Annotated in this window: 16 protein-coding genes; 15 read left to right on the top strand and 1 reads right to left on the bottom strand. The window is 39.0% G+C overall.

Translation table 11 applies throughout. The features are described 5' to 3' along the window. Positions 1-3: 3 nt before the first annotated feature. From glpK to pflA, 10 genes are all read left to right on the top strand, one after another. Positions 4-1,497 carry a glycerol kinase GlpK gene (gene glpK / locus HB912_RS04410; RefSeq protein ID WP_185372415.1) on the top strand — a complete coding sequence of 498 codons (1,494 nt, stop codon included), beginning with the start codon at positions 4-6 and terminating at the stop codon, positions 1,495-1,497. 216 nt (positions 1,498-1,713) lie between these two features. Further along, positions 1,714-3,003 (top strand): GTPase ObgE, encoded by a 1,290-nt coding sequence (gene obgE / locus HB912_RS04405; protein WP_185372413.1) that lies wholly within the window; start codon positions 1,714-1,716, stop codon positions 3,001-3,003. Positions 3,004-3,086: 83 nt separating this feature from the next. Continuing rightward, entirely contained in the window at positions 3,087-3,947 is an 861-nt protein-coding gene (gene pheA, locus HB912_RS04400) for a prephenate dehydratase (protein ID WP_185372411.1), read from the top strand. Between the two features lie 36 nt (positions 3,948-3,983). Beyond that, a complete protein-coding gene (locus tag HB912_RS04395) occupies positions 3,984-4,457 on the top strand; it encodes a GNAT family N-acetyltransferase (protein WP_185372878.1) in 474 nt (157 codons plus the stop codon). A gap of 41 nt (positions 4,458-4,498) precedes the next feature. Further along, the gene (locus HB912_RS04390) at positions 4,499-5,299 is read left to right on the top strand and encodes a TIGR00282 family metallophosphoesterase (protein ID WP_185372409.1); all 801 of its coding nucleotides are present in this window, start codon (positions 4,499-4,501) and stop codon (positions 5,297-5,299) included. Positions 5,300-5,313: 14 nt separating this feature from the next. Then, positions 5,314-5,676 (top strand): YlbF/YmcA family competence regulator, encoded by a 363-nt coding sequence (locus HB912_RS04385; RefSeq protein ID WP_185372407.1) that lies wholly within the window; start codon positions 5,314-5,316, stop codon positions 5,674-5,676. A gap of 88 nt (positions 5,677-5,764) precedes the next feature. Next, positions 5,765-8,395 carry a DNA mismatch repair protein MutS gene (gene mutS / locus HB912_RS04380; protein WP_185372405.1) on the top strand — a complete coding sequence of 877 codons (2,631 nt, stop codon included), beginning with the start codon at positions 5,765-5,767 and terminating at the stop codon, positions 8,393-8,395. Positions 8,396-8,410: 15 nt separating this feature from the next. Beyond that, a complete protein-coding gene (mutL, locus tag HB912_RS04375) occupies positions 8,411-10,261 on the top strand; it encodes a DNA mismatch repair endonuclease MutL (protein WP_185372403.1) in 1,851 nt (616 codons plus the stop codon). Between the two features lie 26 nt (positions 10,262-10,287). Then, complete coding sequence (locus HB912_RS04370; protein ID WP_149023356.1) at positions 10,288-10,845, top strand: glycerol-3-phosphate responsive antiterminator; 558 nt, start codon at positions 10,288-10,290, stop codon at positions 10,843-10,845. A 310-nt stretch (positions 10,846-11,155) separates the two neighbouring features. Further along, positions 11,156-11,902, top strand: coding sequence for a pyruvate formate-lyase-activating protein (pflA, locus tag HB912_RS04365; protein ID WP_185372401.1), 747 nt, complete (start codon positions 11,156-11,158; stop codon positions 11,900-11,902). Positions 11,903-11,945: 43 nt separating this feature from the next. On the opposite strand, the gene HB912_RS04360 is transcribed toward pflA, so the two are convergent. Further along, on the bottom strand, positions 11,946-12,437 hold the full coding sequence (locus tag HB912_RS04360) for a PadR family transcriptional regulator (protein WP_185372876.1): 492 nt from the start codon (positions 12,435-12,437) through the stop codon (positions 11,946-11,948). A 209-nt stretch (positions 12,438-12,646) separates the two neighbouring features. Between HB912_RS04360 and HB912_RS04355 the strand changes: the two genes are divergently transcribed. From HB912_RS04355 to HB912_RS04335, 5 genes are all read left to right on the top strand, one after another. After that, on the top strand, positions 12,647-13,825 hold the full coding sequence (locus HB912_RS04355) for an MFS transporter (RefSeq protein ID WP_185372399.1): 1,179 nt from the start codon (positions 12,647-12,649) through the stop codon (positions 13,823-13,825). Between the two features lie 289 nt (positions 13,826-14,114). Then, positions 14,115-15,395, top strand: a complete 1,281-nt coding sequence (locus tag HB912_RS04350) for a helix-turn-helix domain-containing protein (protein ID WP_185372397.1) — start codon at positions 14,115-14,117, stop codon at positions 15,393-15,395. A 13-nt stretch (positions 15,396-15,408) separates the two neighbouring features. Next, positions 15,409-16,221, top strand: a complete 813-nt coding sequence (locus HB912_RS04345) for a hypothetical protein (RefSeq protein WP_185372395.1) — start codon at positions 15,409-15,411, stop codon at positions 16,219-16,221. 196 nt (positions 16,222-16,417) lie between these two features. Then, positions 16,418-17,353 carry an ABC transporter ATP-binding protein gene (locus HB912_RS04340; RefSeq protein ID WP_036073638.1) on the top strand — a complete coding sequence of 312 codons (936 nt, stop codon included), beginning with the start codon at positions 16,418-16,420 and terminating at the stop codon, positions 17,351-17,353. Further along, positions 17,346-18,116 carry an ABC transporter permease gene (locus HB912_RS04335; RefSeq protein ID WP_036073641.1) on the top strand — a complete coding sequence of 257 codons (771 nt, stop codon included), beginning with the start codon at positions 17,346-17,348 and terminating at the stop codon, positions 18,114-18,116. The genes HB912_RS04340 and HB912_RS04335 overlap by 8 nt, the downstream gene beginning before the upstream one ends. Positions 18,117-18,399: the final 283 nt, after the last annotated feature.

Raw genomic sequence — 18,399 nt, 5'->3', positions numbered from 1 at the left:
AATATGGATAAAAAATATATCTTAGCCTTAGATCAAGGAACAACAAGTTCGCGTGCAATGATTATTGATGGTGACGGAGATGTAATCGGGGTTGAACAACAAGAATTTGAACAAATTTTTCCGCATCCGGGTTGGGTCGAGCACAATGCGAATGATATTTGGGCATCTATTTTAGCCGTTATTTCCGGTGTACTTATTAAAACGAATATTGAAACGAATCAAATCTCTGGAATCGGGATTACAAATCAACGTGAAACAACAGTTGTCTGGGATAAAGAAACAGGGAAACCAATTTATAATGCCGTAGTTTGGCAATCACGCCAAACAGATGAAATTTGCCGTAAGTTGCGTGAAGCTGGTAAGGAAGACATGATTCGTGAAAAAACTGGCTTGTTAATTGACCCTTACTTCGCTGGAACTAAAATTCGCTGGATTTTGGATCATGTGGAAGGAGCACAAAAACGCGCAGAAAACGGAGAATTACTTTTTGGAACCATTGACAGCTGGCTTGTTTGGAAACTAACAGGTGGAAAAGCACATATTACAGATTATTCCAATGCTTCTCGTACCTTGCTTTATAACATCTATGATTTAAAATGGGATGATGATTTACTCAAAATGTTAAATGTTCCAAAAGCGATGCTCCCCGAAGTGCGTCCTTCTTCTGAAATTTATGAAACGACAGCTCCATATCACTTCTTTGGCGAAGAAGTTCCTGTTGCTGGAATCGCTGGGGACCAACAAGCAGCATTATTTGGTCAAGGCTGTTTCGAAAGTGGAATGGCAAAAAATACTTATGGCACCGGCTGTTTCTTGCTTATGAATACTGGTGAAAAAGCCGTTCGCTCTGAAAACGGGCTGTTAACTACGCTTGCGTGGGGACTTGATGGCAAGGTGAACTATGCGCTTGAAGGAAGTATTTTCGTTGCCGGATCGGCTATTCAGTGGCTACGAGATGGGTTACGTATGGTTCGCAAATCAAGTGATTCAGAAGGCTATGCAGAAAAAATCGCGTCAACAGATGGTGTTTATGTAGTACCAGCATTTGTTGGGCTCGGAGCGCCTTACTGGGATTCTGATGTACGTGGGGCTGTTTTTGGTATCACTCGTGGAACCGAAAAAGAACACTTTATTCGGGCAACACTTGAGTCTCTTGCATATCAAACTCGCGATGTACTTCATGCAATGGAACAAGATTCCAAAATTGAGCTTAAAACCCTTCGCGTTGATGGCGGTGCTTCTGCTAATGACTTCTTGATGCAATTTCAAGCTGACATTTTAAATGTTCCAGTTGAACGCCCTGAAAATCTAGAAACAACTGTTCTCGGGGCAGCTTATCTCGCTGGACTTGCTGTTGGAGTTTGGGAAGATAAAAATGAAATTGTTAAAAACTGGAAGTTAAATAAACAATTCGATGTAGAAATGGATAACGATACACGTGAAAATCTTTATAAAGGTTGGCATAAAGCGGTTAAAGCAGCCCAAGCATTTGAATAAAAGAAAAAACTCAAAAAGCGTTTTAGACTTTTTTATCGTCTAAGACGCTTTTTTGGTTTTTCTTTTTGTCATTTTTGAAAAGAAAAGAAGAGTAAAGTTCGAAATCCCCATTCAATTTATGAAAAACTGTCTTAAAATTCTTGAGAAAAATCGCTTGCGGAATCAGGGTTTATTGTTATAATGAAAGGTAAGACTTTGATAGAACGGAGATTAAAGATGTTTGTAGATCGAGTGAAAATAGATGTAAAAGCTGGGAATGGTGGCGATGGAATGGTGGCATTTCGTCGCGAAAAGTTTGTCCCAAATGGCGGACCAGCTGGTGGTGATGGCGGAAAAGGAGCCGATGTCGTGTTTGAAGTTGACGAGGGCTTACGAACGTTGATTGATTTTCGTTATAAGCGAAAATTTAAAGCTCCGCACGGGGAAAACGGCATGAGTAAAAGCATGCACGGACGAGGTGCGAACGACTTAGTAGTTATGGTTCCACCTGGTACTGTTGTTAAAGACTTAGAAACAGGGGAAGTGATCGCTGATCTTGTCGCAGACGGACAGCGTGCTGTCATCGCAAAAGGAGGTCGTGGGGGTCGTGGTAACAAAAGATTTGCAACGCCCGCTAACCCGGCTCCTGAGCTTTCTGAGAACGGGGAACCTGGTGTCGAACGTACGGTTCAACTGGAATTAAAAGTATTAGCTGATGTCGGACTTGTGGGTTTCCCAAGTGTTGGTAAATCAACCTTATTGTCAATCGTTTCCGCGGCGCGACCTAAAATTGCAGCCTATCACTTCACAACGCTTGTTCCGAATCTCGGAATGGTGGACGTTGGGGATGGTCGTAGCTTTGTAATGGCAGATTTGCCTGGTCTGATTGAAGGAGCAAGTCAAGGGGTTGGACTTGGGCATCAGTTCTTGCGTCACATTGAGCGGACGCGTGTCATTGTCCATGTGATTGATATGTCTGGCTCTGAAGGGAGAGATCCTTATGAGGATTATCTAACTATTAATAAAGAGCTTGAAGCCTATAATCTTCGTTTAATGGAACGACCACAAATTATTGTAGCAAATAAGATGGATATGCCAGAAGCAGAAGAAGCCCTTCAAGTTTTTTCTGAAAAGGTTGGACCAGAAATTGCGATTTACCCTATTTCTGCATTAACACAAAGCGGTTTAAAGCCATTGTTAATTAAAATTGCTGATGAACTAGAAGAAACTCCTGAATTTCCCCTTGAGGAAGTGTTGGAGCAGGAAGAACAAAATACGGTTCTTTATAAATTCCATGCAGAGGAACCTGAATTTGAGATCACTCGTGATCCAGACGGTGCTTTTGTGCTAAGCGGAGAAAAAGTGGAACGTTTATTTGCGATGACGAATTTCGAGCGTGACGCTTCGATTAATCGTTTCGCTCGTCAACTTCGTGCAATGGGCGTTGATGAAGCACTTAGAAAACGTGGGGCAGAAGATGGCGATGTCGTCCGTCTGCTTGATTTTGAATTTGAATTTCAAGAATAATAGGAGGGGGACTGGAAATTTTTTCATGTGTTTTGAGGAAATTTCCTGACCCCTTTTTCATTTAAAAGGAGCTTGGTGTAAAAATGGATATTGCTTACTTGGGGCCAGTGGCTTCTTTTACTCATAGCGCAGCCCAATATGCTTTCCCAGATGAAAATCTCGTGCCTCTTGGAACGATTCCAGACGCTATTATGGCAATCCAAAGAGGGGAAGTAGACGCTGCTATTGTTCCGATCGAAAATACAATTGAAGGCGGTGTCAATACAACGCTTGATTACTTATTCCATTTTGCGGATGTTCCGATTCAAGCAGAGATTGTTCTTCCAATCGCACAGCATGTAATGGTACATCCCCAAAATGAAGCGGTGTGGAAGTCAGTTCAAAAAGTTCTTAGTCATCCGCAGGGGCTTGCTCAGTGCGCGAAGTTTCTTCAAGATCATTTATATGGCGTGGAACAAATTGCAACCCCTTCAACTGCATACGCCGCAAAATGGGTCAAAGAGCACCCAGACGAACTTGCAGCAGCAATTGCGCCTGACCTAGCGGCGGCTCAATACGGTCTTAAAACCGTCCAAGCTAATGCACAAGATATTGAGCTGAATCAAACGAGATTTGCTGTCTTAAGTCGGAAGAAACCCAAACTCTCGCTTCCTGCTGAAGAGGAAAAAACTTCGATTAGTGTAATTTTACCGAATAACCTTCCAGGTGCCTTACATAAAGTGCTTTCTGCTTTTGCTTGGCGAAATATTGACTTGAGTAAAATTGAATCCCGTCCACTAAAAACATCACTTGGAGAATATTTCTTTTTGATCGATCTTTATTCTTCCGAAAAAACAGAGCTCGTGAAAAATGCTCTTTCAGAAATTAATTTACTTGGTGGCGAAACCAAAGTCCTTGGTACTTATCATGTTTTTCGAATTTTAAAAAACACCGGAGAGGGTTGAATCAATGTGAATAAGAAAAATATCAAGCTTGGGATAATTAATAAACAAAACTATGAGCAAGTTCAAAAAATCTATCAACAAGGTATTGATACTCGCAATGCAAGTTTCCAAAAAACCGCACTTGATTTTAAAAGTTTTGATTCCAAATATTTGGAAGCTTGTCGACTTGTAGCATTTGACGAACGAAAAAGGGAAGTAGTTGGATGGGCTGCGCTTCTTCCGGTTTCTGCTATGGAAAGTTACTGCGGGGTGGCTGAACTCAGTCTTTATGTAGCAGAAGCTGCACGCGGATGTGGAGTTGGTAAATTTTTGATGGAAGAGCTGGTTCAAGCAAGCGAAAAAGCTGGATTTTGGACGTTACAATCCCTCATTTTTCCGGAAAATGAAGGTAGCCTTGCATTGCATCATGCTTTTGGTTTTAAAACGCTTTGTATCCATGAGAAACTCGGAAAAATGGATGGAGTTTTCCGTGATGTCACACGTCTTGAACGTCGCAGTTCTAAGTTTTGATGAGAGACTTAAATTTGTAATAGAATGGAGTAAGAAAAAGAATGAAAATTTTATTTATTGGGGATGTTGTCGGCTCCCCTGGAAGAGATATGGTAACGGAATGTCTTCCTAAATTGAAACAGAAATATAAGCCTACAATGACGATTATTAATGGAGAAAATGCTGCCGCTGGCCGAGGGATCACTGAAAAAATCTATAAAGGTTTTTTGGAGCTTGGAGCAAACGCGGTGACTTTGGGGAACCACGGTTTTGATAATCGAGATATTTTTGAATTTATTGAGGATGCAAAATATCTAGCGCGACCCGCAAATTTTCCTGAAGCAACGCCTGGCCAAGGCATCGTTTATGTAAAGTCTAATCAGTATCTGCTTGCTGTGATCAACTTGCAAGGGCGGACATTCATGGGGCAAGATTTACGGGATCCTTTTGATGTTGTAAATGATCTCGTTGCTGAAGCACGCGAAAAAACATCACTTATTTTTGTTGATTTTCATGCGGAAACGACTAGTGAAAAGCAAGCGATGGGGTGGCACTTAGATGGTCGCGTGACAGCTGTTGTTGGAACACATACTCACGTACAAACCGCTGATAATCGCGTTTTACCGGAGGGAACGGCTTATTTAACTGATGCAGGAATGACAGGGCCGTATGATGCTATTCTCGGGATGGAAAGGGAAGCTGTATTAAGACGCTTTAAGACGCAACTTCCTACTCGCTTTGAGGTGCCAAAGTCTGGGCGAACTGTGCTGTCTGGATGTCTTATAACACTAAATCCAGATACGGGAGCAGCGACACAGATCGATCGGATATTAATTAATGATGATCATCCGTTTTATGAATAAAGGAGGACGAAATTTTGACAACTAGTCGGGATGAAATTATGCAAAAAGCAGCGGAGCTTCGAGATGCGCTTTCGGCTACTGAAGAGATTTCTTTTTACAAGAAGGCAGAAGAGACGATTGATGCAAATTCAAAAGTTCAAGAAAAAATTGCGAAAATCAAACTGCTTCAAAAGCAGTCTGTGAATTTGGAGCATTATGGGAAGTTTGAAGCGATGAAAGAAACGGAAGCTCAGATTGAACGGTTGAAGCAAGAAATCGATGATCTACCGGTTGTGCGAGACTTTAGACGGGCACAAGTGGATGCAAATGATCTTTTGCAATCAATTACGCGTGAAATTGATCAAAATGTTACGCGAAAATTAGAAACGGGAGACTGATCGGGCCTTTTTTCACGGGAAAGCTGTTTTTAGGTATGTTATAATAAAGAAGGGCAAAATTGCTGGAAATAGGGGATGAGTGAACAAAATGGTTGAATACACACCAATGATGAAACAATATTTGGCGATTAAAGAAAATTATCAGGACGCCTTTTTATTCTTTCGTCTGGGCGATTTTTATGAAATGTTTTTTGATGATGCTTTAAAGGCATCGCAAATTCTTGAAATTACGCTTACTGGAAGAGAAGGAGGCGGAACCGAACGCATTCCGATGTGTGGCGTGCCTTATCATTCTGCCAGTGGCTATATTGATACATTGATCGAAAAAGGCTATAAGGTAGCCATTTGCGAGCAAGTTGAAGATCCTAAAACCACTAAAGGCATGGTGAAGCGTGAAGTTGTCCAGCTCATTTCTCCTGGAACTGTGATGGATGAGAAGGGCTTAAAAGAGAAGGAAAATAATTACATTGCGGCTTTTTATGTCTATGAAGATAAGGAATTTGGCTTTGCGTACTCTGATCTTTCAACTGGAGAACTGAAATCTACGGTGCTTTCACTTCAAGACGACCGCCTTATCAATGAATTGTCCACGCTTTCTGCAAAGGAAGTCGTGACGCGTTCAAGCGATGCCAGTTTCATTACAGAAACCGTTCGTGAGCAGCTTGGACTTGTTGTTTCGCTTCATGATGAAGTAGAGCCCACTGCTGAAAGCGAAAAATTGCTTGATCGTAGTACAGCACTTTCTGAACGAAAAGCGGTTACTTTATTGTTGCATTATTTATCTGAAACGCAAAAGCGCGATTTAGGTCATTTACAAAAATCCATCCATTATGAAACAAGCCAATATATGAAAATGGACTACTATTCGAAGCGAAATCTCGAACTTTCTGAATCAATTCGTGGGAAAGGGCGAACGGGTACTTTGCTTTGGCTTTTAGATCAAACTAAAACGGCGATGGGCGGACGCCTTTTAAAACAGTGGATTGATCGCCCTCTTATTGACAGGGAAATGATTGAAACGCGACAAGCTGATGTGGAAGAGCTTATGAAACATTTCTTTGAACGCGTGGAACTTGCTGAAAATCTAAAAAATGTTTATGATTTAGAACGTTTATCTGGCCGTGTAGCTTACGGAAATGTGAATGCAAGGGATCTTGTTCAACTACGAAATTCATTGTTTCAAATCCCCAAAATCAAAGCTAACCTTGGCTCACTTTCGGGGGCTAACAATTTGAATCAACTTGGAGAAAAACTTGATCCATGTACGGAACTTGCTGATTTGTTAGAGCAAGCAATCATTGATTCTCCGCCACTTTCCATTCGTGAAGGCGGAATTATCAAGGACGGTTATGATAATCAGCTTGATCAGTATCGTGATGCGAGCCGAAATGGAAAAACTTGGATTGCTGAGCTAGAACAAAAAGAACGGCAAATTACAGGAATTAAATCGCTTAAGGTTGGATTTAATCGTGTCTTTGGTTACTACATTGAAGTGACACGCGCCAATACACATTTACTAGAAGAGGGACGTTATGAACGTAAACAAACCCTAACGAATGCTGAACGTTTTATTACACCAGAATTAAAGGAAAAAGAGCGCCTTATTCTGGATGCCGAAGAAAAATCTGTTGAGCTTGAATATCAATTGTTTACTGAAGTTCGCGAACAAGTAAAAAGTTATATTGAACGATTACAAAAATTAGCGAAAGCTATCAGTGAAATTGACTGCTTGCAAAGTTTTGCTGAAGTAAGTGAGCGAAATCATTTTGTAAAACCAGCACTTAGTGAAGATGGGACGCTTGCCATTACGGAAGGCCGTCATCCTGTTGTCGAACGCGTTATGGGTTCGCAAAGCTATGTCGCTAATGATTGCAACATGTCAGAAAATCGTGAAATTCTTTTAATTACTGGGCCCAACATGTCGGGTAAAAGTACGTATATGAGGCAAGTAGCCCTAACTGCAATTTGTGCGCAGGTCGGGTGTTTTGTTCCTGCAAAAGAAGCCGTTTTACCTATCTTTGATCGGGTGTTTACGCGTATTGGAGCTGCAGATGACTTGATCGCTGGCCAAAGTACTTTCATGGTGGAAATGCTTGAAGCGAGAAATGCAATCGTCCATGCCACAAAAAACAGTTTAATTTTATTTGATGAAATTGGACGAGGTACTGCTACTTATGACGGCATGGCACTCGCACAGGCTATTATTGAATATATTCATGAAAACGTGCAAGCGAAAACGCTATTTTCCACTCACTATCATGAACTTACGGTGCTAGATAAAGAATTACCGCATCTTGAAAATGTCCATGTAAGTGCAATTGAGGAAAATGGCAAGGTTGTTTTCCTTCATAAAATCAAAGAGGGTCCTGCTGATAAGAGTTACGGGATTCATGTAGCTGAACTCGCACGTTTGCCAAAAGAATTAATCACGCGAGCGGACGAGATTTTAAAGACGCTAGAAACAGGAGAGAAAAAATTGCCTGATGCGACACCCACCAAGCTCGAGCGGGAAGAAGAAAGTGTGATTGTGCGGGAATCGGTGCAAAATGTGGAATCTGATGATATGCAATTACCACTTTTTGAGATCGAAGAAAAACCTAAACAAACAAAAGCAAGGCAAAGTGACGTGGAAGCGGAAATCAAAAAACTGAATTTGATGCAAATGACGCCACTTGATGCCATGAATAAATTATTTGAATTACAAAGCAAATTGCACTAAAGGATGTGATAAGCTGTGGCACAAATTATCGAATTAACGGATAATCTCTCGAATAAAATTGCAGCGGGTGAAGTTGTTGAGCGACCCGCTTCCGTCATTAAGGAACTAGTGGAAAATGCTATCGATGCCAAAAGTACGATTATTGATGTTCTGATCGAAGAAGCAGGAATGACGAAAATGACGGTAATAGATAATGGAGCAGGGATTGAGCCTGAAGATGTTTCAACTGCGTTTAGGCGCCATGCCACAAGTAAAATCAAAACAGAAAAAGATCTGTTTCGTGTCCACACACTTGGGTTTCGGGGTGAGGCACTTCCAAGTATTGCTTCTGTTGCAAAAGTGAAATTAACGACTTCTGCTGGAGACACGGGTACAACGATTGTTATTGAAGGCGGAAAAGAGATCGAAAAGCACAGTGACTCTGCTCGTCGTGGTACAGAAATTACCGTCACAGATTTATTTTATAATACACCCGCTCGTTTGAAATATTTAAAAACTTTACCAACTGAGCTTGGAAATATCACGGATGTAATGAATCGATTGGCTCTTTCACATCCAGATATCAGTTTTCGTTTATCTCACAACGGAAAATCTCTTCTTTCAACAAGTGGAAACGGCGACTTGCGCCAAGTAATAGCAGCCATTTATGGTGTTCAAATTGCTAAGAAAACAGTGCCTGTTCAAGCAGAATCCCTTGATTTTAAAATTAGCGGTTATGCTGTTCTTCCAGAAGTAAATCGGTCAAATCGAAACTATATCTCGACTATTATCAACGGTCGCTACATTAAAAATTTTGCACTTGTCAAAGCGATTTTAAATGGTTATCATACTCTTCTTCCCATTGGACGGTTTCCAATTATTGTTCTCGAAATAAAAATGGATCCAATTATTGTGGACGTCAATGTTCACCCAGCTAAGCTTGAAGTTCGTTTGAGTAAGGAAAAAGAACTTGGTGAACTCATTGCAGCAGCTCTTAAAGATGCTTTCCATAAGTTGCAGTTGATTCCAGATGGTGCGATTTCTAAGCGAGAAAAGCTTCAATCTGAACAGTTGCAAATGTCCTTTGACTCAAATAAACAGGATGTACCAAAAAGATCAGACTCTCCAGTTTACGAGGAGACACCGGCACAAGAAAATCCGCCTACTCTGTTTGAAAAACCTTCTGTTCCGGAATATGTTTCTTCTCCTGAAGAGGAGAAGTTTGACTCTGAAGCTCTAATCGAAGAAGAAACAGTCGGTTATGAGGTTAACGATAGCACGCCTGTTGCTGAGGAAAGAAAAGTTCGAATTCCAAAAATGTATCCCATCGGACAAATGCATGCGACATACATTCTTGCTCAAAATGAAGAAGGGCTCTATATTATTGATCAGCATGCTGCCCAGGAACGAATCAAATATGAGTTTTTCCGTGAAAAAATCGGTGAAGTAAGCCGTGAACTTCAAGAATTACTTGTACCCATCGTACTTGAATTTTCAAATGATGAATATATAAGGCTCACTGAACAACGCGAAAAACTTGAAGAAGTGGGCGTGTTCATGGAACCATTTGGTCAAAATAGCTTTATTATCCGCGCTCATCCTACTTGGTTTCCAAAGGGAGAAGAAGAGGAGACTTTACGTGAAATTGTTGATGAGGCTCTTCATGAGCCAAATGTCAGCATTCATAAACTTCGTGAAGATACGGCTATTATGATGAGCTGTAAAAAATCTATAAAAGCGAATCACTATTTGACGATGCAAGATATGGAAGCTTTGCTGGATACTTTGCGTGAAGCAAGTGATCCGTTTACTTGTCCGCATGGTCGGCCTGTAATTATTAAATATACGACTTATGAACTCGAAAAAATGTTTAAACGAGTGATGTAAACAAAAGGGAGCGAACAACAATTATGATAGAATTATTTGCTCGCCAGCGAATTATTCCTGCAGCACATAATCAAAAGGATATTGAAAAAATCGCAGAACTAAAAAACAGTGGGCATTATATGGTTATGCTCGAAACACATGTTGCTCAGCTTAAATCACTCGTCACTTTTGCATCATCCACAGGAAAAAAGGTATTACTTCACGCTGATTTAATTAATGGACTTAAAAATGACGACTATGCGATTGATTTTCTTTGTCAGGAAATTCGTCCAGCTGGTATCATTTCGACTCGTGGAAACGTCATCTTAAAGGCTAAGCAGCATAAAGTGCTCGCCATCCAGCGATTATTCATGATTGATTCCAGTGCCAATACAAAAGGGAAAGCGCTAATTCAAAAAGTACAACCGGATGCGATTGAACTTTTGCCTGGGATACTTCCAGAACAAATAGAGAATATGATTCGCGAAATGAAGATTCCGGTTATTGCTGGTGGGTTAATTGAACGAGAAGAGCAGGTTCAACAGGCACTTCTGGCAGGAGCCACTGCAATTACTACTTCTGATAAGAAATTGTGGCTTGGCTAATGTTAATAAAGTCTATAAAAGTGGTGCTTTCCATTAGAAGCATCCTTTTTTAGTACAAAGCGCAGTCATGTATCTATTGTTTTATAACAGAATAAAGTGTTTTTAGTGGTACAGGATGACTACTATTTTATTTGCTTGATTCCCACATCTAAGCCTTTGGTAGCGTTTTAATTTTTTTATTAAAAACTGTAGTATTTTTTCAATAATATGTTAAGATAACAGTAGAAGAAATTATTTTAAATCATTAAGTTCATTTATGCACAAATTTTTATCTTAAAATACCAATAAAAGTTTTGAAAGGAAGAGCGAAATGGAAAAGGTTATCGGACATGTTCACTCAACGGAAACCATGGGAACGGTAGATGGTCCAGGGGTTCGTTTTATTGTTTTTCTACAAGGCTGCTTGCTTCGCTGTCAATTTTGCCACAATCCAGATACTTGGAAAATTGGGATTGGAAATGAACGCACCGCACAAGAGGTTTTTAATGAAGCTATTAAGTATAAAGAATTCTGGGATGCAACTGGCGGGGGGATCACAGTAAGTGGCGGGGAGCCACTACTTCAAATTGATTTTTTAATTGAATTATTTACACTTTGTAAAGAAGCAGGCGTGCATACAACTATTGATAGCTGTGGAGGTTGCTTTACAAGAGATCCTGAATTCATTCAAAAACTAGATCAGCTAATGGAACTCACAGATTTAATTTTGCTAGATATCAAGCAAATGAATCCAGAAAAGCATCTTAAATTGACTAGTAGACCCAATGCACCTATTCTTGATTTTGCCCATTATTTGCGGGATAAAGATCAGCCAATTTGGGTTCGTCATGTTCTAATTCCAACAAAAACGGATGATCCTACTGATTTGCATGCGCTTCACGACTTTATTGCGACGCTTCCAAATGTGAAACGTGTCGAAGTGCTTCCTTATCATACCATGGGCGTTTATAAATGGGAAAAGCTCGGGATACGCTATCCACTTGAAGGAATTGAAACACCTGATAAGGAAACCGTTGAAATGGCCAACGAAATTTTAAAAACAAAATCTTATCTATAAATAAAAAAACGCTTCCGTGTAAGCTTATTGCGGAAGCGTTTTTTTATTTACCTAACAAATTTAAGCACCAGTTTTTTTCTGTTAATGTCAATTGATACTTTCTTTGATAAATTTGATAGGGCATATTCGATTTTTTTTCATTGGTGGAAGTAAGACCAAGCGTTTCTTGAATCGTGACTAAGGTTTTTTCTGTCTCACGAAGTTGCTCTTCAAGGTAACGGATTCGTTCTTCGAGCAATTCGCTTGTTCGACTCGGGTTTAACCAGTCTAGCTGTAGCTTGATGATAAATTCATCACGTGACACAGGAACTTTAACTGGCGTTTTTGACCATTCTCGCAAAAGTTCAAGTCCATTAAGAGTAATTGCATAGACCTTTTTATTAGGCTTTCTTTCCTGAAATTGCGTAGTTGAAAGGAGATAGCCATTTTCTTCGAGTTTCGCTAACATCGGATAAATTTGACTGTGATGCGTATTTTGCATAATTTTTAAACGGTAGGCCAAATCATACCCGCTTGAAGCTTCTCGGGCGATCATCTCGAGTAAAGTATAGCCCAGTAAATTGATCGATCCAGTCACGTGATTCACTCCCTTAGATGGTGATTTCCTCTACATTCTAAACGATATTTAACCGAAATGCAATTTTCTACATAAGTAATTTTTTATATATGTAAATATTGACATATAGATTTTTTTGGGATAGAATAAAAAGGTCGATAAATTAGGGAAAGAAGTGGACTTTATTTATGTTAACTGAAAAACAAAAAGCAGCGGGTAAATGGATTACAGCAGCTGCATCTTTACTTGCTTTTATGGGAATTGGGATTGTTGATCCAATTTTACCAAGCATTGCTGAAAGTATCGGAGCAACTCACTCACAGGTGGAACTTTTATTTACCTCTTATATTTTTGTCATGGCGATCATGATGATTCCGATCGGAATTGTTGCTAGTAAGATTGGCGATAAGCAACTTATTGTTGCTGGGCTCGCGATTGTAACAGTTTTTGCGCTACTGTGCGGATTTTCAAACAGTATTACAGGACTTTCAATATTCCGCGCTGGATGGGGCTTTGGAAACTCTATGTTTCTCGCGACAGCCATGACCATGTTGATTGCACTATCGCATACACCTTCACATGCCATTGGACTTTATGAATCTGCAATGGGACTTGGAATGGCTTTTGGTCCACTTTTAGGGGGCGTATTAGGAAACTTATCTTGGCGCTATCCATTTTTCGCAACGGCAACATTAATTTTTATTGCATGCTTGCTTGTATTGTTTAAAGTAAAAGCACCAGCCAAAGAAAAAAGCAGTTCCAAAAAAGAAGTACCTATTAAGCAGATGCTACACCTTTTTACTTATAAGCCCTTTTTACAAATTGCAACTAGTGGCATGTTCTATTACTATTGCTTCTTCACGATTTTAGCGTATTCGCCACTCGTTCTTGGATTATCTGCCATTCAAATTGGCTTTGTTTTTTTTGCTTGGGGACTTTGCCTCGCACTCGGTTCTGCCAAAATTGCTCATGGGCTGGAAGCTCGTTTTAATTCGAAACACGTTCTTAAGTTTACATTAGCTTCTTGTGCCGTTATTTTGGTTTTACTTGGCGTTATTCCTATCTTATGGATTCGAATTGTTTTAATCATTCTTTCTGGGCTTATTCTTGGTATTAACAATGCTTTATTTACAACAACCGTTATGGAACATTCTCCTTATACAAGAAGCGTGACAAGTGGCGCTTATAACTTTGTTCGCTGGCTCGGCGCTGCATTTGCACCCCTTGTTTCAGGTCTCATCAGCGAAATGTTTGGGACAAGCTATCCGTTCATCATTGCTGCTATTTTGGCAGTTGTAGGAATGGCTTTACTCTTCTTAAAAATCATTCCTGAACATCAAACGAAAACCGTAGAAGCTATAGAATAAATTTCCTTGCGTTTTCTCCTTGTTGAGAAAACGCATTTTTTAATTACAGATCTAAGTAAGTATTTATTTCAATGATTTCACTTTATTAATGAAGGGCTGTTGCTCTAACAGGCAAACTTCTTTTTATTTTGTTAAAAACCGTAATTTATTACAAAATAAATTTTTATCCAACGATTTAAGTTTCTTTCAAAAGAAATCTTTTGCATTACGTTTAATCACTATATTTGTATTTTTTTCTATGATACTATACAACTATAGCCAATAAATCATAGCGAAAAGGAGGGAAGAGATGCTAAAAGAACGAATTAATTTTCTAGTAGAAAAGCAGGGGATGACTCGAAAAGAACTTGTGAGTGGACTAATTACTTTGCCTCATTTTTCAAATATTTTAACAGGACGCTATATTCTGGCCGAGGACTTAGCTGTTAAGTTTGCTGAAAAGCTAGGTGTTTCCACAAATTATTTACTCAAAGCTGAAGATGTTTCTAGTCAAATTTTAAAAGGCGCAGATGAAATTGTGAACCAGATGATTGCCTTTTCAGATATTGACGAAACTTATGTAGCTACGCTTCCTAAAAGCGCGGACGCACTTGTACTTGAATTATCTTCGAAGCTTATGGCGGCTTGTTTTTATCAATTGACCCAAGATCAAGAAAACTATAATCATTTACATATTCATTATTTGAACTTTTATTTAAAAGAATTTCCCGACAGTACAATCGGACAGTTACCAACTCCTCTAAAAAAAGCTTTTTATTTTTATAAAATGCAAGTTTTTAGATCAAAAAATGATTATGAAGCCGCAAGTAATTATTGTCATCTATTACTTCCATTACTTACAGAAAATGTGGGAGCATGGATTGCTGTTAAGAAAATAGAAATTGAAATTCTTCTCACTTTAAAAAACTTTGAATTAGCGAAAAAACAGTTAAATGAAGCTTTACACCGAGTCCAATTAAAAAATCTTAAAGCGCACCTCCCAAGTTTTTATGTTTTGCAAAGTAATTATTACTTTTATTTGGGACTTTTTGAAGAGGCGATCATTAGCTTATCGAAAGCAGAAGAAAATCTAATTTATTTAGATAGTACTCAGATGGGGGACTATCAGGTAATGATTTTTAATAATCGCATTGTCATGCTGATTAAAACAAAGCAATTGATTGAAGCCGAAAGAGAAAGTAAAAGGTTTCATGAATTTTTAGAGCAACAAGAACAAATTGAGGAGACTTTTTTCACGCTTATTATGCTTTATCAAGCGGATATTGCGCTTTTAGGGAAACAGTTCGAACACTTATCATCTCTCATTCAAAAACTCGAACTTGCTCCTAAAACGAATGATCAAAGCTATGCGTTATATTTTTACAAGGCACAAGCTGCGCTTCAAAAAGAAGATTATCAAACTGCTCAGAATCAAGCTGAATTGTGTCTAGATTATTTTGAACATAATCCAATTGTAGAACGTTTAGTGGCATTATATGAACTTCTTGGCATTTGCGCAGAACAAAAGAGGCAATACAAAAAGTCTTCTGATATGTATAAAAAAATCGTGCAATTATTAAAAGAAAGTTAGGTGGATAAAAACAATGAAAAATTTATCTCGTATCTTATGGACATTAGGCTTTATCGTAATCTTTGGAACAATTATATATCTTATTTTTTTCCGAGATACAACAAGTGTAGACTTCTTTGATAACTCAATCTTCAGGATTGGCATTTATGGGGGGATTGGGCTTCTCGTGATTAGCTCTATTATGTCATTCGTAGGAACTGGTAACATGATGCGTATAAAAAACGGTGAAGCAGCACTTGGGATTATTCGTAGCCTCGCTCAAACGGGAACATATATTAATCAACAGCCTCAAGTTGAAATGCAAGTAGATGTTATTAAAAAGACAGGAGAGAGCTTCCAGTCCAGTTTAAAAGCGATCATCCCACTCACGCAACTTTCCGCACTACAAATAGGGGCACCTATTCCCGTTGTGACAAATGAACAGCAAAAGGTAGCACTTCCTAAAGCTGGAGAGCCGACGCTTACGCAAGAAGAGATGCAGGAATTGTTTGAAGAGTTTGCTGTAAAAACTGGGATGATGGATTCGGAAGCACTTAAAATTAGTAAAGAAGGCATCACAAGTTACGCGACTGTCATTGGAATGCGTCCCGAAAATAGCATGTCAGATGCAAAGGTAAATGTTTGGCTGGACCTTGAAGTAGCATTAAAAGATAATACCACACAGCCAGTTTCCATTAAGAAAACGGTATTACAAGAGGCTTTAGACCAAGTTCAGCCTGGTAAAGTTATTGAAGTCATTTACTTGGAACATGATCCAGAAAAACTTGTGATTAAAACAAAAAATGTGGCAGGAGCTGTTTTCGGTTCAGCACTAGGCGACAAATAAGAGTCACGACCAGCAGGCAGAAAGTTTGCTGGTTTTTCTTTTCTCAAGTATAATGTTTAACGCATTCGGTAAGTTCAAAGTCGGACATTTTAGCTTTTTGCATGTTAGAATAAAAAGGGTCTTAACTGCTTGATATCAGTAATTTCCTAAAGTAGAAACAGACCGTGAATTCACCAATAAGGAGATAAGAATTTAAATGACCTATGCACTTGAAATAAAAGATTTAAAGAAAGTCTATGCTACAGGAGTTAAAGCTTTGCGTGGTATCAATTTAAACGTTGAAGAAGGCGATTTTTATGCCCTTTTAGGTCCAAATGGAGCTGGAAAATCAACTACAATTGGAATTATTACTTCGCTAGTGAATAAAACATCTGGACAAGTAAAAGTTTTTGGCTACGATCTAGATAAAGATTTAGTGCGAATGAAACAACAAATTGGCTTAGTTCCACAAGAATTTAATTTCAACCCATTTGAGACGGTTCAACAAATTGTGGTTAACCAAGCGGGCTATTATGGTGTTTCGCGTAAAGAAGCCATAAAACGCAGCGAAAAGTATCTGAAGCAATCCAACTTATGGGAGAAACGCCATGTTCGAGCGCGAATGCTTTCTGGTGGAATGAAACGCCGACTGATGATTGCTCGAGCGCTAATGCATGAACCTCGTTTACTTATTCTTGATGAACCTACAGCAGGGGTAGATATTGAGTTAAGGCGTGAAATGTGGGAATTTTTACGTGAATTAAACGCAAGTGGCACAACCATTATTTTGACCACTCATTACCTAGAAGAGGCAGAAATGCTTTGTCGCAATATCGGGATTATTCAAGCTGGTGAACTTGTAGAAAACACCAGTATGAAAGCACTTCTTGCAAAACTTCAATTTGAAACCTTCATTTTTGACCTGGCTCCTTATGCTCAAAAACCGGAGATTAAAGGCTATAAGAGTTATTTTGAAGATGAACTGACTTTAGCCATTGAAGTTGAACGTGACCAAGGCGTGAATGAAATCTTTGAGCAGTTGACCGAACAAGGAATAAAAGTCCTTTCCTTACGCAATAAGTCAAATCGGTTAGAAGAGCTGTTCTTAAAAATCACAGAAGAAGAACACCGAGTGGAGGAGAAAAATGTTTAGTCTTTATTTTACGGCTTTAAAAAGTCTTGCAGTCAAAGAAACCAATCGTTATTTACGAATTTGGGTGCAAACACTGGTACCTCCAGTTATAACAACATCCTTATATTTCGTCATTTTTGGAAATTTAATTGGAAAACGAATCGGGGAAGTCGGCGGGTTTTCCTACATGGAATTTATTGTCCCTGGGCTCATCATGATGTCTGTCATCACAAGTTCATACGCCAATGTTTCTTCGTCGTTTTTCTCACAAAAATTCCAGAAAAACATTGAAGAACTTTTAGTTGCTCCAGTCCCAACACATGTTATCATCTGGGGATTTGTAATCGGTGGTATGGGAAGAAGTATCTTAGTTGGTGCACTTGTGACGCTCATTTCGCTCTTTTTCGTCCCACTTCATGTTTTTTCCTGGACGATTATCATCATCACACTATTAATGACATCGATATTATTTTCATTAGCAGGATTACTAAACGGGATTTTTGCACAATCTTATGATGACGTATCTATCGTGCCAACTTTCGTTTTGCAACCTTTAACTTATCTAGGTGGTGTTTTCTATGCAATTTCCATGTTGCCACCATTCTGGCAAGTTGTTTCAAAAATTAATCCGATCGTCTATATGATTTCCGGATTTAGATATGGTTTTCTCGGAACAACAGACATGTCAACGGTTGTTTCCATGCTCATCCTTGTCCTTTTCATTGCCGTTCTTTATTCGCTTTGCTGGTACTTAATTAGCAAAGGACGCGGACTAAGGAGCTAAGTTCTGATAAAAATAAAATGATAACTTCTCAACCTGAACGGGTTCATTAAATTTAAATTTTAGTGACCCGTTCAGGTTGTTTTACAGCTTTTTCTTTAAACTTCTTATGACATTTGAACCCCAAATATAAAAAAAGTTTTCTCTACTTAACAATGCGTCAATTGCCTTTTGGTTTATAATAAGAAAGCATTTTTGATATAATCTCCATAAAAGAAAAATTAGAAATCTTGGAGGTGGCATAAAGATGAGTTTTTCTAATATGATTGTGGGAGAAAATGGATTG

This window comes from Listeria aquatica, assembly GCF_014223975.1.
GTDB lineage: Bacteria > Bacillota > Bacilli > Lactobacillales > Listeriaceae > Listeria > Listeria aquatica.
Note: the sequence above shows the minus strand (reverse complement) of the source record. Positions and strands in the feature narration are given on the sequence as shown.

Coding starts and splice junctions, on each gene's coding strand:
- obgE (WP_185372413.1), top strand. CDS start 1,714: ATGTTTGTAGATCGAGTGAAAATAGATGTAAAAGCTGGGAATGGTGGC.
- mutS (WP_185372405.1), top strand. CDS start 5,765: ATGGTTGAATACACACCAATGATGAAACAATATTTGGCGATTAAAGAA.
- HB912_RS04350 (WP_185372397.1), top strand. CDS start 14,115: ATGCTAAAAGAACGAATTAATTTTCTAGTAGAAAAGCAGGGGATGACT.
- HB912_RS04355 (WP_185372399.1), top strand. CDS start 12,647: ATGTTAACTGAAAAACAAAAAGCAGCGGGTAAATGGATTACAGCAGCT.
- HB912_RS04335 (WP_036073641.1), top strand. CDS start 17,346: ATGTTTAGTCTTTATTTTACGGCTTTAAAAAGTCTTGCAGTCAAAGAA.
- HB912_RS04340 (WP_036073638.1), top strand. CDS start 16,418: ATGACCTATGCACTTGAAATAAAAGATTTAAAGAAAGTCTATGCTACA.
- pheA (WP_185372411.1), top strand. CDS start 3,087: ATGGATATTGCTTACTTGGGGCCAGTGGCTTCTTTTACTCATAGCGCA.
- HB912_RS04390 (WP_185372409.1), top strand. CDS start 4,499: ATGAAAATTTTATTTATTGGGGATGTTGTCGGCTCCCCTGGAAGAGAT.
- HB912_RS04360 (WP_185372876.1), bottom strand. CDS start 12,437: ATGATCGCCCGAGAAGCTTCAAGCGGGTATGATTTGGCCTACCGTTTA.
- glpK (WP_185372415.1), top strand. CDS start 4: ATGGATAAAAAATATATCTTAGCCTTAGATCAAGGAACAACAAGTTCG.
- pflA (WP_185372401.1), top strand. CDS start 11,156: ATGGAAAAGGTTATCGGACATGTTCACTCAACGGAAACCATGGGAACG.
- HB912_RS04345 (WP_185372395.1), top strand. CDS start 15,409: ATGAAAAATTTATCTCGTATCTTATGGACATTAGGCTTTATCGTAATC.